The organism is Hymenobacter sp. UYAg731 (assembly GCF_054061335.1).
The window spans coordinates 1-13,170 of record NZ_JBSSEC010000005.1; the positions used below are offsets into that span (position 1 = coordinate 1).

The 13,170-nt window shown below is 63.4% G+C and carries 12 protein-coding genes; 11 read left to right on the forward strand and 1 reads right to left on the reverse strand.

What is annotated here, in order from left to right:
• Window positions 1–208 precede the first annotated feature (208 nt).
• The 11 genes from ACVWYF_RS15845 to ACVWYF_RS15895 all read left to right on the forward strand — a co-directional run bounded on the left by ACVWYF_RS15845 (window position 209) and on the right by ACVWYF_RS15895 (window position 12,154).
• Window positions 209–850 (forward strand): hypothetical protein, encoded by a 642-nt coding sequence (locus ACVWYF_RS15845; protein ID WP_457069717.1) that lies wholly within the window; start codon window positions 209–211, stop codon window positions 848–850.
• 399 nt (window positions 851–1,249) lie between these two features.
• The gene (locus ACVWYF_RS15850) at window positions 1,250–3,673 is read left to right on the forward strand and encodes a heavy metal translocating P-type ATPase (RefSeq protein ID WP_457069719.1); all 2,424 of its coding nucleotides are present in this window, start codon (window positions 1,250–1,252) and stop codon (window positions 3,671–3,673) included.
• Window positions 3,674–3,828: 155 nt separating this feature from the next.
• Window positions 3,829–4,002, forward strand: coding sequence for a cbb3-type cytochrome oxidase assembly protein CcoS (ccoS, locus tag ACVWYF_RS15855; RefSeq protein ID WP_457069721.1), 174 nt, complete (start codon window positions 3,829–3,831; stop codon window positions 4,000–4,002).
• Between the two features lie 90 nt (window positions 4,003–4,092).
• On the forward strand, window positions 4,093–6,303 hold the full coding sequence (gene ccoN / locus ACVWYF_RS15860; RefSeq protein ID WP_457069723.1) for a cytochrome-c oxidase, cbb3-type subunit I: 2,211 nt from the start codon (window positions 4,093–4,095) through the stop codon (window positions 6,301–6,303).
• A gap of 158 nt (window positions 6,304–6,461) precedes the next feature.
• Complete coding sequence (locus ACVWYF_RS15865) at window positions 6,462–6,656, forward strand: hypothetical protein (RefSeq protein ID WP_457069725.1); 195 nt, start codon at window positions 6,462–6,464, stop codon at window positions 6,654–6,656.
• Window positions 6,650–7,549: a cbb3-type cytochrome c oxidase N-terminal domain-containing protein gene (locus ACVWYF_RS15870; RefSeq protein ID WP_457069727.1), complete on the forward strand. Its 900-nt coding sequence runs from the start codon at window positions 6,650–6,652 to the stop codon at window positions 7,547–7,549. The genes ACVWYF_RS15865 and ACVWYF_RS15870 overlap by 7 nt, the downstream gene beginning before the upstream one ends.
• 31 nt (window positions 7,550–7,580) lie before the next feature.
• A complete protein-coding gene (gene ccoG / locus ACVWYF_RS15875; protein ID WP_457069729.1) occupies window positions 7,581–8,990 on the forward strand; it encodes a cytochrome c oxidase accessory protein CcoG in 1,410 nt (469 codons plus the stop codon).
• Between the two features lie 186 nt (window positions 8,991–9,176).
• Entirely contained in the window at window positions 9,177–9,653 is a 477-nt protein-coding gene (locus ACVWYF_RS15880) for a FixH family protein (protein WP_457069731.1), read from the forward strand.
• A gap of 3 nt (window positions 9,654–9,656) precedes the next feature.
• Entirely contained in the window at window positions 9,657–10,388 is a 732-nt protein-coding gene (locus tag ACVWYF_RS15885) for a sulfite exporter TauE/SafE family protein (RefSeq protein WP_457069733.1), read from the forward strand.
• A gap of 47 nt (window positions 10,389–10,435) precedes the next feature.
• The gene (locus ACVWYF_RS15890) at window positions 10,436–11,356 is read left to right on the forward strand and encodes a universal stress protein (protein WP_457069735.1); all 921 of its coding nucleotides are present in this window, start codon (window positions 10,436–10,438) and stop codon (window positions 11,354–11,356) included.
• A 90-nt stretch (window positions 11,357–11,446) separates the two neighbouring features.
• On the forward strand, window positions 11,447–12,154 hold the full coding sequence (locus ACVWYF_RS15895) for a hypothetical protein (RefSeq protein ID WP_457069737.1): 708 nt from the start codon (window positions 11,447–11,449) through the stop codon (window positions 12,152–12,154).
• Window positions 12,155–12,233: 79 nt separating this feature from the next.
• Here ACVWYF_RS15895 and ACVWYF_RS15900 read toward each other — a convergent pair whose 3' ends face one another.
• Window positions 12,234–13,109, reverse strand: coding sequence for a universal stress protein (locus ACVWYF_RS15900; RefSeq protein WP_457069739.1), 876 nt, complete (start codon window positions 13,107–13,109; stop codon window positions 12,234–12,236).
• Window positions 13,110–13,170 lie beyond the last annotated feature (61 nt).

The following is a 13,170-nucleotide window of genomic DNA, read 5'->3' on the forward strand; positions in this document are numbered from 1 at the left end:
GGCGGCGAAACAGGCGCCCCAAAGCGCCCGTTTGGGCAATCGCAAAGTCGCTACCTAAAAACGCAACCGCTTAACCCGAGTTCTGCAACAGCCACCACCCTTTTCGTGAACTGCTGCTAGGCATGTCTTATTGAAAGAAGGCTGCAAGTATGGCTCGCGTAGCTTTAGGTCAAGTCGACCATTTTCTGCTCGTTTATTCTCGTTTCACATGTTTTCCCCCCGTACCCTGTTTCTGCTCGGATTCGCGGCCGTGGCTGGTTGCCAGCACGAACCCGCCAGCGAAAGGAAAGCCGCAGTGCCCAAAGCGGCGGACGCTCTGCCGCCAGTCAAGCGCACCGACACGCTGGAACTCGTCACGAAGCCACCGGGAGAAGAAGCCTACGACGCCTACCGCAAACTCGACACTTTGGTGGTCGTGTCCCCTGACCAAGCGGTGCTATATCCGTTCGGACGAGTCGCTAAGGCCACGGCCTTGACCACGCGCTACCCCCTGTTTACCGTGCAGAAGGGCGTGTCCCACTACAAAGGCGACCCCTTTCCCTACACCCTGCTTCGCTTCCGGAACAGCGCGATAAAATTCTACGACGATTCCGAGGAAGGGGCCACCGTCGTCTCCGGGCACCTAGTCGACCCAGAAATCAGGTTGGTCAATGGCGTTCGCCTAGGCCAAACCCTGCTCGAAATCCTGCGCGCATATTTCGTGACTGTTCCCGCCGAAAAGGTCCGTGGCATTCGCATCGTCAGCGTTGAGTCCGCCTTGAATGGCATCATCTATCACTACTCTTTTCAGAACAATCGGTTGATGGGCGTTGACTTCGATTCCTACTCGGTGATTGACAAGGCGCTCTAAAGTCCATTTAACGGCTGCTTTCGCTGAACGCAAGGAATCGGCCTACACCCGATGGCCAGCCTACGCCTATAACGCGGGACGAGTTTAAGAAACCCGTCTATGATTCGTCGTTCACGAAATGCTCCGCATAGATGAGTTTCGTAAACGCTCAAACCGGAAGCCCTGCCCCCGGCAAAGAATGGATGCGGCAGCGCGTTTCGTCGGCTGCCGGGGCAACGGCCGGGGCTGATGAAACTCCTACCGAATGGCGCGCCGCATTCTCTGAAGTGCCTGAAAACCGCCCGCACCCTGATACTCCGGTAAGTCCGATTGAGAAAAATCAGCCTTGCCGCTGACTTTCATCAGCTTTCCGAGGGGCCACAAACCGGAGCTTTGGGGCTATCCTCAGCTTGCCCGCCCGTGCCCCTTACCGCTGCCCCCGAAACCCTGAACCGCGTTGCCTGCACCCACTGCGGCGACGACTGCCCCGACGAGCCCATTCAGCTGGCCGGGCAGGAGGCGCTGCACTTCTGCTGTGCCGGCTGCCGCGCTGTGTACGAGCTACTGGCGGCCAGCAACCTGTGCAGCTACTACCGCCTCGATGCGCAGCCCGGCCAGCGCGTGGAAACCGTGGAGTTGCTCAGCCGCTTCGAGTACCTCGACCTGGAATCGGTGCAAAGCCAGCTGCTGGCGTTTCGGTCGCCCACGCTGGCGCGGCTCACGCTCAGCATCCCGCAGATGCATTGCGCCTCCTGCATTTGGCTGCTCGAAAACCTCTTTAAGCTGAACGCGGGCATTGGGGAGTCGCGGGTGAATTTCCTGCGCAAAGAGCTCACGGTGAGCTACCAGCCGGCCATCACCAGCCTCAAGGACGTGGTGACCCTGCTGGCGGCCCTCAACTACGAGCCGAAGATTACGCTGGCCGAGTTGGGCGTGCAGCCCCACGCCGCCAGCCGCACGCTGTACTACCAGCTGGGCGTGGCGGCCTTCGGCTTCGGCAACGTGATGCTGCTGGCCTTTCCGGACTACTTTTCCTTCACCGAAGGGCTGCACGCCACCTTCGGGCGCTTTTTCGGCGGGCTTAGCTTGCTGCTGGCCCTGCCGGTGCTGCTGGTGAGTGCGCGGGGCTTCTACCAGTCGGCCTGGCAGGGGCTGCGCCAGCGCTACATCAACCTCGATTTCCCCATCAGCCTGGGCCTCATGGCCCTGTTCACGACCAGCGTGTTCGACGTGCTCACGCAGCGCGGGCCGGGTTACTTCGATTCGTTCACGGGCCTGGTGTTCTTCATGCTCATCGGCAAGTGGGTGCAACAGCACAGCTACGACGCGCTGCGTTTCGACCGCGACTTCACCTCCTACTTCCCCGTGGCCGTGACGCGGCTTACCAAAGCCGGCGAGCGGTCGGTGTCGGTGAAAGAGCTGCTGGCCGGGCAGCGCATCAGGGTGCGCCACCAGGAAATTATTCCGGCCGATGCCGTGCTGCGGTGCGGCGCGGGCCTGATTGACTACAGCTTCGTGTCGGGCGAGAGCCTGCCCGTTGCGAAGGCCGTGGGCGAGGTGGTGTATGCCGGCGGACGGCAGGTGGGCGAGGCCGTGGAGCTGGAAGTGGTGCGCGAAGTCTCGCAGGGCTACCTCACGCAGCTGTGGAACAACCCCGCCTTCGAGAAGGAAACCCGGCCCACGCTGGAAACCTACGCCAACCACGTCGGCCGCTACTTCGTGGCCCTCACGCTGACTCTGGCCGTGGCCTCGGCACTCTATTGGTACCCCACGGACCCGCAAATGGCCCTGCGCGCCTTCACGTCGGTGCTCATCATTGCCTGCCCCTGCGCCCTCTCGCTGGCCACGCCCTTCGCCATGGGCGCCGCGCTGCGGGTGCTGGGCCGCCGCCAGCTCTACCTAAAAAACGCCGCCGTCATCGAAACCCTGAGCCGCGCCGACACGCTGGTATTCGACAAAACCGGCACGCTCACCGATACGCAACGCTCCCCCGTCAGCTTCTACGGCCCGGCTCTTGCCAACGAGGATGCGCAGCGCGTGGCGGCTCTCGTTCAACACTCCACGCACCCGCTGAGCCAGCGCCTGGCCGCGCATTTGGGAGCTTCCGGCTTTGTGGTGGAAGAGTACGCTGAAACCCCTGGCCAGGGCATCAGCGGCCGGGTGGCGGGTACGTTGGTTCGCGTGGGCTCGGCGGCATTTATCGGGGCTGGCACACCCGCAATGGCCCCTCCGGACCAGCAAACCCGCGTGTACGTGGCCCTGAACGGGCAGCCAGCCGGGTGCTACGACATCCGCAGCCAGTACCGCGAGCACCTGCCAGAGCTGCTGCAAGAGTTGGGCCAGCGCTACCAGCTGGCGCTGCTCACCGGCGACAACAACGCGGACGTCATCCCGCTCCGCCAGCTGTTCGGGGCTGGGGCTGAGTTGCGGTTTCAGCAGTCGCCACTCGACAAGCTGGCGTATGTGGAAGCCTTGCAGCAACAGGGCCGCCGCGTGGTGATGGTGGGCGACGGCCTGAACGACGCCGGGGCCCTGCACCGAGCCGACGTCGGCATTGCCCTCACCGAAACGCTCACCAACTTCTCGCCCGCCTGCGACGCCATTCTCGAAGCCGGCAGCTTCGGCCGGCTGGCCACCATCCTGCGCTTCGCCCGCGACTGCCGCTACATCGTGCTGGCCACTTTCGGCCTCTCCTTCTGCTACAATGGCATTGGCCTGAGTTTGGCGGTGCTGGGCCGGCTCACGCCCATTGCCTCGGCCATCCTCATGCCCATCAGCTCGCTTAGCGTGATGGTATTTGCCACCCTGCTGGTGCGCTACGCCGCCCGCCATCGGCATTTGTAACTACCTGCCTGCGCAAAAAGGACGGTCATGCTGAGCGTAGCCGAAGCATCTCGCGTGCAGCAGTAATTCAATCGTGAAGACTCTGCGAGCGAGATGCTTCGACAAGCTCAGCATGACCGTCCTTCCAGAATTTAGCTACAAATTCAACCTGCTCCATGACCATCATTTTCCTGCTCATCGGTATCAGCCTGCTGGTGGCTCTCACGTTTCTGGGCGCCTTCCTGTGGGCCGTGCGCTCGGGCCAGTACGAGGACACCTACACGCCCGCGGTGCGGATGCTTTTTGAAGATGAGCCTTCCCTTCCGGGTAAAGACCAAACGGTCGCCTGACATCAATCAGCCGCCGTCCTGATTTTCGTCATCCTCCCCAAAACACCCCTGCGGGACCTTTGAAGCAGTAAAAAACCCTCTGCTCAGGCCATGCAAGCTGAAATAGAATTACCCATTGCGGATACGCTGCCGCTGCTGGTGGCCCCGCCGCCCGTGCGCGGCATCGAAACTTTCTTCTACGATAACAAGATTGTCCGCGACTTTGGCATTGCCACCGTGGTGTGGGGCATTATCGGGATGCTGGTGGGGGTGCTGGCCGCCTTTCAACTGGCCAAGCCCGAAATGAACATGGGCAACGCCTACACCACGTTCGGCCGCATCCGGCCGCTGCACACCAACGCCGTGATATTCGCCTTCGTGGGCAACGGCATTTTTACGGGCGTGTATTACTCCTTGCAGCGCCTGTGCAAGACCCGGATGTTCTCCGACGTGCTCAGCAAAATTCACTTCTGGGGCTGGCAGCTCATCATCGTCTCGGCCGTCATTTCGCTGCCGCTGGGTCTGACCACTTCCAAGGAATACGCCGAGCTGGAATGGCCGATTGATATTGCTATTACGGTGGTGTGGGTGGTGTTTGGCTGGAACATGTTCGGCACCATTGCCCGGCGGCGCGAGCGGCACCTGTACGTGGGCATCTGGTTCTACATCGCCACCTTCATCACGGTGGCCGTGCTGCACATCGTCAACTCGATGGCCCTGCCGGTGAGCTTTATGAAAAGCTATTCGATGTACGCCGGCGTGCAAGATGCGCTGGTGCAGTGGTGGTACGGCCACAACGCGGTGGCGTTTTTCCTCACTACGCCCTACCTGGGGCTGATGTACTACTTCCTGCCCAAAGCGGCCGAGCGGCCAGTGTACTCCTACCGCCTGAGCATCATTCACTTCTGGTCGCTGATTTTCATCTACATCTGGGCCGGGCCGCACCACTTGCTCTACACCGCCCTACCCGACTGGGCCCAAAGCCTGGGCGTGGCCTTCAGCATCATGCTGATTGCGCCGAGCTGGGGCGGCATGATAAACGGCCTGCTGACCCTGCGCGGAGCCTGGGACCGGGTGCGCACCGAGCCGGTGCTCAAGTTCTTCGTGGTGGCCATCACGGCCTACGGCATGGCCACGTTCGAAGGCCCCATGCTGGCGCTGAAAAACGTGAATGCCCTGGCCCACTTCACCGACTGGATTGTGGCCCACGTGCATGTCGGGGCCCTGGGCTGGAATGGCTTCCTGACCTTCGGCATGCTCTACTGGCTGTGGCCGCGGCTGTATAAAACGCCGCTGTTCTCCACCAAGCTGGCCACCACGCACTTTTGGCTGGGCACCTTCGGCATCCTGTTCTACGCCATTCCGATGTACTGGTCCGGCTTCACGCAGGGGCTGATGTGGAAGCAGTTCAACAGTGAGGGGATGCTGCAGTACCCCAACTTCCTGGAAACCGTGCTCCAGATTGTGCCCATGTACTACCTGCGCGGCCTGGGCGGCCTGCTCTACCTGAGCGGCGTGTTCCTGATGATGTACAACCTTTACAAAACAGCCAAGGCTGGCGTGCTGGTCGCCAATGAAATGGCCGAGGCCCCCGCGCTGCTGCCCGCCGCCGAAGTCGCGCCCGCCACCGGCGAGCATTGGCACCGCTGGCTGGAGCGCCGCCCGTTTCAGTTGGCACTGGGCGCTACGGTGGCCATCCTCATCGGGGGCGTCATCGAAATGGTGCCCATGTTCCTGGTGAAGAGCAACGTGCCCACCATTGCCTCGGTGAAGCCCTACCGGCCGCTCGAATTGCAGGGCCGCGACCTCTACATCAAGGAGGGCTGCTCGAACTGCCACACCCAAATGGTGCGCCCGTTCCGCTCCGAAACCGAGCGCTACGGCGAGTATTCCAAAGCCGGCGAGTTTGTGTACGACCGCCCCTTTTTGTGGGGCAGCAAGCGCACCGGGCCCGATTTGCACCGCGTGGGCGGCAAATACCCCAACTCCTGGCACTACAACCACATGATGGACCCCACCAGCATGTCGCCGGGCTCTATCATGCCGCCCTACCCGTGGCTGCTCGACAACGAAATCGACTACAGCACGCTGCCCGCCAAAATCCGGGTGCTCCAACAGTTGGGCACCCCCTACCCCGCCGGCTTCGACCGCCAGGCCGTGGCTGACGCGCAAGGCCAGGCCCAAGGCATCGTGGCCGCGCTGAAAAAGGAAGACATAGCTGTGAAATCCGACAAGGAAATTGTGGCCCTGATTGCCTACCTGCAACGCCTCGGCACCGATATCAAGGTGAAACCCGAGCAAGCGGCGGCGGCCGCGCAGTAGGCGCTGCTTGCCAAACAGAAAAGGAACGTCATGCTGAGCGCAGTCGAAGCATCTCTACCGCAGGATTAATTCAACCGATTCAACGAAGCGGTAGAGATGCTTCGACTGCGCTCAGCATGACGTTCGAATGAACCCAAGCCTTCAACACTCTCCTCCTCATGGAAAAGAACGTCCTGCAGTCCATCACGGGCATTGCGATTTACCCGCTCATCTCCTTCGCCATATTTTTCCTCTTTTTCCTGGCCCTGCTAGTGTACGTGCTGGTCGTCAACCGCCAGCACATCCACACCATGAGCATGCTCCCGCTGGACAACGAGCAACCCGCCGCCGATAACACCAATCCCCCATGTTAGCCCCAGCGAAAAGCGCGCAGCTGAAACTGCTGACCGTAGCTGGCCTGCTGCTGAGCGGTGGGGCCCGCGCTCAAACATCCGGGGCAATCGCGCCCACCAAGGCCGCTGGCATGAACGAGCAAGAGCAATTATTTTGGCTATTGCTGGGGTTATTAGGCGTGTTGTTACTGGTGCTGCTGCTGGTGGGCATCACCATCGTGGTGCAGATGAAGCCGCAGTTGCGCCAGCTCTACGACCTGCCCACGGTGCATGGCACCTGGAGCGGCAAGGTGCTGGGCCTGCTGGTGGGCGACGCCACACTGGTGCGCGGCGAGTACCGCGACGAGCTGCTCGACCACAACTACGACGGCATCCACGAGTTCGACAACGACCTGCCGCCGTGGTGGAAGTACGGCTTTGGCTTCACCATCGTGTTTGCTTTCGTGTACATGGGCTACTACCACGTCACCCGCAAGGGCCAATTGCAGGTAGCCGAGTACGAAACCGAGATGCGCCAGGCCGCCCTACTCATCTCGGCCGGGGCCGACGACCCGACCAAGCTCACCACCTACCTGGCCCTGACCACGGCCGCCGACCTGGGCAGCGGCAAAAGCATTTTCGCCACCAACTGCGCCCCCTGCCACGGGGCCAATGCCGAGGGCAAAGTCGGCCCCAACCTGACCGATGAGTTCTGGCTGCACGGCGGCGAGCTGAACCACGTGTACAAAACCATCAAGTTCGGCATCACCAGCAAAGGCATGGTGGCCTGGAAAGGCAAGCTCTCGGGCAAGCAGATTCTGCAGGTCGCCTCCTATGCGCTGAGTTTACAAGGCTCCAAGCCCGCGAATGCCAAGCCGCCGCAGGGCGAAAAAGAGGCCGTCAAACCCGTGGCCAAACCCGTGGCCACGCTGTAAGGGCGCGGCATCCAACTGTTCAACCCCGCTCATGCTCCCCACCCCATTCAAGCCCGCCGACGCCTACCGCGACACCATTGCCACGGTGGATGCGGCGGGCAAGCGGGTGTGGCTTTACCCCAAGAAGCCCGCCGGCCGCCTCTACCGCGCCCGCAAGTGGCTGAGCTACGGCTTGCTGGCCGTGCTGTTTGCCGGACCCTGGCTGCGGCTCAACGGCCTGCCGCTGCTGATGTGGAATCTGCCGGCGCGGAAGTTCATCATCCTGGGCCAAATATTCTGGCCGCAGGACTTCTTCATTCTGTTGCTGGCCACGCTCACGTTTCTGGTGTTCATCATCCTGTTCACGGTGGTGTACGGGCGCGTGTTTTGCGGCTGGGTGTGCCCGCAGACCATCTTTTTGGAAATGGTCTTCCGCCGCATCGAGTACTGGCTGGAAGGCGACGCTCCGCAGCAAAAGGCCCTGGACCGCGCCGACTGGGACTGGAACAAAACCTGGCGCAAAACCACCAAGCACGGGCTGTTCCTGACCGTGTCGTTTCTGATTGCCAACACCTTTCTGGCCTACATTATCGGCTCGGACGCGCTGGTGGCCATCGTGACGGACCCGCTGACGGCGCACCTGGGCGGGCTGGCGGCCATGGTCGGGTTCACGGGCGTATTCTATGCGGTGTTTGCGCGGTTTCGGGAGCAGGTATGCACCATTGTGTGCCCCTACGGCCGCTTGCAGGGCGTATTGCTGGACCAGGACAGCTTGGTGGTGGCCTACGATTACCAGCGGGGCGAGCCGCGCGAAAAGCTCCACAAAAATCAGGCGCGCACCACCGGCGACTGCATCGACTGCCACCAGTGCGTGCAGGTGTGCCCCACCGGCATCGATATCCGCAACGGCGCCACCCAAATGGAATGCGTGAACTGCACCGCCTGCATCGATGCCTGCGACGCCATCATGAACCTGGTGCAGCTGCCGCAGGGCCTCATCCGCCACGCCTCGGAAAACGGCATTGCCAACGGCACCAGGTTCCGCTTCACGGGCCGCGTGAAGGCGCTGTCGGGTGGCTTGTTGGTGCTGTTGGCGGTGCTTACGGGCCTGCTGGTGTCGCGCGCCAACGTGGAGGCCACGGTGCTGCGCACGCCGGGCCAGCTGTACCAGAAAACCGACCACGGCATCATCACCAACCTCTACAACATTTCGGTCATCAACAAAACCAACCGCCGCTACCCCATCACCCTGCGCATCCTCGAACCCGCCCAGGGCCGGATTTCCCTCATCGGCACCAGCGGTTTGAAACTGCCCGCGCAGGGCATCACGGAAGGCGTTTTCTTTGCCGAGCTGCCCCGCACGGCCCTGCACCGCACCAACCAGAAAATCCGCATCGGCCTGTTCAGCGGCGGCCAGCAGATTTCCGAAACCAGCACCAAGTTTCTCGGTCCCTCGCAGTAGCGCTAGCTCCTAAAAGGCCGTCATGCAGAGCGTAGCCGAAGCATCTCTACCGCGCCGCCGGGGCTGGCCCCTCTCCGAAAAGGAGAGGGGCCAGCCCCGGCGGGGTCCCGTGAGGCGAACCGTTGAACGAAGCGGTAGAGATGCTTCGACAAGCTCAGCATGACCGTTCTCAACTCTCAAAAACCCATGACCAACCCGGCCATCTCCCCTCCCAAACGCAGCCCCTGGCCCTATGCCATCGTGGCGGTGTTCGTGCTCTTTGCCGTTTACATCGGCTCGATGGTGTACCAGGCCATGCAGACCGATGTGAACCTGGTCAGCGCCGACTACTACCAGCAAGAGCTGGCCCACCAGCAGCGCATCGACGCGGTGGCCCGCGCTGCCGCCCTGCTCACTCCCGTGCAGGTGCGCTACGATGCAGCCAGCCGCCGCCTGAACCTGCAACTGCCCGCCGCGCTGGCAGGGCAGTCGGTGGCCGGACAAGTCCACTTCTTCCGCCCATCCAATCAAAAACTGGATTTCACGGTGCCCCTGCGGCCCGCCGCTGATTTGCAGCAGTCCATCAACACCAGCAAAATGGCGCTGGGCTTCTGGCGGGTGCAGCTTGAATTTACGGCGGGCGGTCAGGCCTACTTCATCGAACAAGACCTTCTTCTTAAATAAGCCATGCTCTGGGCCGGATTCCTGTTTGGGTTGCTGGGCAGCTTCCACTGCGTGGGCATGTGCGGGGCCATTGCCCTGGCGCTGCCCGGCGGCGCGGACGCGGCCACGGCACCGCTGCGCTACGCGGGCGGCCGCTTGCTCTACAACCTGGGCCGGGTCACGACCTATGCCACGCTGGGGGCTGGGGCCGGCCTGATAGGCCAGGGCCTGCGCCTGGCCGGAGTGCAGCAGGGCCTGTCCATCGCCTCGGGCGTGCTGATTCTGCTGCTGGTGGCGGTGCCGGAGCGCTACGCCCGCCGCCTGGCCGTTGTGCTCGGGCTGAATCAGCCGCTGGCTTGGGTGAAAAACACGCTGGGCCGCCTGTTTCAGCGCCCTACCCTACCGGCTTTGTATGCCACGGGCGTGCTCAACGGCCTGCTGCCCTGCGGCCTGGTGTACCTCGCCCTGGCCGGGGCCCTGAGCGCGCCGGGCGTGGCGGGCGCGGCGGCTTACATGGCCTGTTTTGGCCTGGGCACGCTGCCGCTCATGTTTGGGCTGTCGCTGAGTGGGTGGCTGGTGCCGCTGCGCTGGCGCACCCGCCTGCGCCATGCGGTGCCTTACGCGGCTTCGGTACTGGCGGTGGCGTTCATCGTGCGCGGGCTGGGGCTGGGCATCCCCTACCTCAGCCCGCAGCTGCGCCCGCCCGCCACCAGTGCCGGCGCGGCCCAACCGGCCACGGTGCATTACTGCCACTAGGTTCTTTATCACTTCTCCCATCAACTGGCCACCCGCCGTTTCTGCTTATGAAAACCATTCTCGTTCCCCTCGACCACACGCCGGCCGCCGAGCACCCGCTGGCCTACGCCAACAAGCTGGCCGTGCGCTGGCCGGCCGAAGTGGTGCTGCTGCACTGCATTCCCGCAGCTCCGGCAGGAGCCGCCGACGTGTTGGCTACCGCGGAGCTGCGCCTGCGCAGCCTGGTTGAGCGCCTGCGCTACCAGCAGCTCACCCGCCAGGACGGCCGCCGGATTCGCTACAGCTACCGCGTGCTGGCGGGCCGTTTGCCCGACCATGTGCAGGCCGAGGCCATCCGGTGCGCGGCCGATTTGGTGGTGATGGGCCTGGAACCCATCGACTGCTGCCAGCAGGCGGCTCCCGACAATCACGCCGCGGCGCTGGCCGAATTGCTCACCTGCCCGGTGCTGGTGGTGCCGGCGGGCCGGCGCTCGCTGCCCCGCCGCGTGGTGTTTTCCGCCGATTTCGGGGTGCTGGATAAGCGTTTTATGCACCGGCTTTCGGCCCTGGCCGACGCTTTTCCGGCCCCGCTGGAGCTGGTGCAATTCTACGCCCCCCTCGACCGGCCCCGGCGGCGGCCCCTGAAACAGGCCCTGCATACCGCCGCCGCGCAGCTGGCCTGGGCCGCGCCGGTGACCGAACACCTTGTGGAGGACGAGGCGCGGCTGGAAGGCGTGGATGAGTTTTGCGCGCGGGAACACGCCGATTTGCTGGTTATCGCGCCCACCAGTGCCGGGCAGCTGGTGCAATACTTTGCCGCTTGCTACGCCAAAACGCAGGCCTACCACACCCAAATTCCGGTGCTGGTGTTGCGCGCCGCCGGGCACCACACGGCACAGGAAGCCTGCTGCGCACGTTGCGCGCAGCATCCGGAAACGCTGGCGCGGCCCAGCGCTCGGTCGGTTTACCACACCGTTCCGTGGGTGTAGGCAGCGATGCCGCAATAGCTTAAAAGAACGTCGTGCCCATTGGGTGCCCGCGCAGCCTGCATGTGCCATTCAAACCTTTTTTTCGACCCCATGCGCCTTCCATCCCTCCTCGCCTACGCCGCCTTAGCCCTGCTGCTCGCCGCCTGCAACCCTCCAAACCCCAACGGCATGCCCGACGAACAGCCCGGCAAAGGCCCGCCGCTGGTGGCCACGGATGTGCCACCCAAACCCGACTCGGCCGCCGCCCGGACCGAAAACCCCGTGATGCCCGCCGACACCTCAGTGGCCGGGGCCTGGCTGCTGCTGGAAGGTGCCCTGCGCGGCCACGACGCCACCGTGCTCAACCAGCTCATCGACCCGGAATTTGGCCTCTGGGTTCTGGAGCAGCCCGGGGCTGTGCCGCTAGTGACGCGCGTGGCCGAGGCCGGCGCTTTTCGCCGCGCCAACCAAAACCTGCCCCTGTTTTCGCTGGATAAACAGCTGATGACCTGCCCGCAGTTGCAAAGCCTAGCGCGGCTGCCTGAAGCCGACTGCGGCCTGCAAACCGCACGCAACGCGGGATTTGCGCAACAGGGCTGTTTTACCGGACCAGCTACCGATTTCCGGGCTCTGGACTTCTGGCCGAGCGCTACCGTGAAGGGCGGTACTGCGGCGCAGGGCAAGGCCGCGCAAGGGCGCACTGGGCGCACGGTGCTGCAAACCTGCACTGGCTTCCGGTTTCACTTCGCCAAATCGGCGGGTGTGGGCGGGCGCTGGCGGCTCATTTTCATCGACCTGCGCGAGCCCTGCATCACCTAATGCTTCGGGCTGGAAACCGACAACGCCTGACTGGATAACCAGCCGGGCGTTGTCGGGAGAGGGGGCGGTAGGGTTATTGTTAGGCGTTGTTTAGCTTGAAGGTGAGCACTGGCGGGAAGGCGTGGGTGGCCACGGTTTCGGCGATGCTGGTGTGCAGCAGGCGGCTGAGGCCGGTGCGGCCGTGGGTGGGAACGACTAACAGGTTGGCCTGCACCTGCCGGGCATACGCGGAGATGCCCGAAACGGCGCTGTCGTCCGTGAAAACGGCAGGCTGTGCGTGCTTCAGGCCGTGGCGTTGCGCGAAATCCAGGATGCGGGCCTGCGCGGCGGCGTGCTTCTCTTGCGCTTCCACCACTTGCAGCAAGTGCAGCTCGGCCTCGGGGAAAAGGGCCTGCACCTGGCGCAGGCCGGGCACGGCCTGGTCGGCTTCGGCCGTGAAGTCGGACGGGAACAGGATGCGACGCGGGGCGAACTCCGCCACGGCGTATTTGACGGTGAGCACCGGGCAGGGCGCCAACCGAACCAGCTCCTCGGTATTGGAACCGTTGAGCAGGTGCTCTGCTGCCGAGTGCGTTTGCGCCCCGATGACTACCAGGTCAATGTGTTGCGTTTCGATGGCCTGGAGGATGGCGGGGCCGGTGCTGTCCGTCAGCACCATGTCGTACACCGTGACGTTGGGCGCGGTGCGGCCGGCTTCGTCCAGCAGCCCGCGCATGCGCCGCTTGGTGGCTTGCAGCAGCTGAATCATGAACCCGTCGTCCGAGCCGCCGTCGCTGTTCGGCAGCTCCGAGCCTCCTACCGGGCCGCCGTAGGTGCTGAAGTTGGCGGTTTCGGGCACTTCCAGCACGTGCAGCAGCGTCACGCCGGCACCCACCCGGCCGGCCAGTTGCAGGGCAACGCTAAAGGCGTGGTGCGATTCGGCGGAAAAGTCAGTGGGAACCAGCAGGTTTTTCATGGGAAGCGGGAAAAGGTGAGTCGGAAAGGCCCGGCGGCCGGAACTAGCGCAAATGTCCGGT

Coding starts and splice junctions, on each gene's coding strand:
- ACVWYF_RS15890 (WP_457069735.1), top strand. CDS start 10,436: ATGAAAACCATTCTCGTTCCCCTCGACCACACGCCGGCCGCCGAGCAC.
- ACVWYF_RS15845 (WP_457069717.1), top strand. CDS start 209: ATGTTTTCCCCCCGTACCCTGTTTCTGCTCGGATTCGCGGCCGTGGCT.
- ACVWYF_RS15865 (WP_457069725.1), top strand. CDS start 6,462: ATGGAAAAGAACGTCCTGCAGTCCATCACGGGCATTGCGATTTACCCG.
- ACVWYF_RS15900 (WP_457069739.1), bottom strand. CDS start 13,109: ATGAAAAACCTGCTGGTTCCCACTGACTTTTCCGCCGAATCGCACCAC.
- ccoG (WP_457069729.1), top strand. CDS start 7,581: ATGCTCCCCACCCCATTCAAGCCCGCCGACGCCTACCGCGACACCATT.
- ACVWYF_RS15885 (WP_457069733.1), top strand. CDS start 9,657: ATGCTCTGGGCCGGATTCCTGTTTGGGTTGCTGGGCAGCTTCCACTGC.
- ccoN (WP_457069723.1), top strand. CDS start 4,093: ATGCAAGCTGAAATAGAATTACCCATTGCGGATACGCTGCCGCTGCTG.
- ACVWYF_RS15880 (WP_457069731.1), top strand. CDS start 9,177: ATGACCAACCCGGCCATCTCCCCTCCCAAACGCAGCCCCTGGCCCTAT.
- ACVWYF_RS15895 (WP_457069737.1), top strand. CDS start 11,447: ATGCGCCTTCCATCCCTCCTCGCCTACGCCGCCTTAGCCCTGCTGCTC.
- ccoS (WP_457069721.1), top strand. CDS start 3,829: ATGACCATCATTTTCCTGCTCATCGGTATCAGCCTGCTGGTGGCTCTC.
- ACVWYF_RS15870 (WP_457069727.1), top strand. CDS start 6,650: ATGTTAGCCCCAGCGAAAAGCGCGCAGCTGAAACTGCTGACCGTAGCT.